Source organism: Hymenobacter agri, assembly GCF_054778495.1.
Genome location: NZ_BAAGZM010000943.1, coordinates 1 through 1,150 on the forward strand (window position 1 = coordinate 1; position 1,150 = coordinate 1,150).

Annotated in this window: 1 protein-coding gene; it reads right to left on the minus strand. The window is 61.8% G+C overall.

Translation table 11 applies throughout. From position 1 onward, the window contains the following. Positions 1-274: 274 nt before the first annotated feature. Positions 275-811 carry a GNAT family N-acetyltransferase gene (locus tag ACYVDE_RS23555; protein ID WP_460503962.1) on the minus strand — a complete coding sequence of 179 codons (537 nt, stop codon included), beginning with the start codon at positions 809-811 and terminating at the stop codon, positions 275-277. Positions 812-1,150 lie beyond the last annotated feature (339 nt).

Below are 1,150 nucleotides of genomic sequence, written 5' to 3' on the forward strand. Positions count from 1 at the left end.
GTGAGCGTGGCCACGGCCTGCGCGGCGGCCAGGCGCGGCAGCAGGGCTAGCAGGGGCAGCAGCAACGCCAGCCGGGAGTAAAGGAGGTTCATGCGGGGTGGAAATAAGGTCGTTTTGCCGAGCTGCAGGATTAGGATAAGCACGACATGCTGAGCGCAGCCGAAGCATCTCGCGTGCAGCAGTAATGAATGCCGATACAACGAAGCGGTAGAGATGCTTCGACTGCGCTCAGCATGACGTGCTTTCATAAAGCCTTTCGCTTGAAACCCGAGCATTAGCCGCACTTGGGTGCGTCGGCCTCGTACCAGATGCAGGGCACGCCTTCGAGCAGGAACTGCGGCCCCTGGCGCATGCCAATCTTGCTGAGAATGCGGCGCGAGGCCGTGTTGTGCCAGTCGGCGTAGGCGCAGATGCGGGGCAGGCGCAGCGTGTCAAAGCCGTAGTCGAGCCAGGCGCGGGCGGCCTCGAAGCCGTAGCCCTGGCTCCAGTAGCGCGGCATGAAGCGGTAGCCGAGGTCGTAGAAGTTGGTGACGCCGTTGATGGGGCCGGCCACCAGCTTCAGCCCGGCCCAGCCCATAAACTCGCCGGTTTCGCGCAGCACCACGGCCCAGCGGCCAATGCCATTCTCAGCGTACTGCTTCTGAATGAACTTGATAAGCGCCGCGCTCTGGGCCGGCTCGCTCACCATTTGTCCGCCGATGCCGCCCAGGTAGCGGTGCACGGCCGGGTCGGAATCGAGCTCAAACATACCGGCCGTATCCTCGGCGGTGAGCGGGCGGAAGTGCAGGCGGGCGGAATCGAAAGGTTGCATAATCAGCTAGGAGGAGGCTTCACATTGGGCCGTTGGTCAACTTCAGAGAACGACGTTGAAGCATTTCAGGACGAAGTAGAGACGCATACTTGCGTCTTGTCGGCCGCGCCGTCCGGAGGTCGTTTGGTCGATTTTGTTCAATGTAGAGACGCAAATATGCGTCTCTACATTGTTCGGGTGATTTTCTAAACAACTACGATGCCTAACGGCCCAACGCGGTAAAATTACCGCGTCAGAATCAGCCGCTGGTGCTGCCCTTCAGCTTCGGCGGTGTACACGCCCGGCGGCAGCGGCTGTCCGGCCGCATCGCGGGCATCCCAGCGCAGGGTGTGGGCGCCG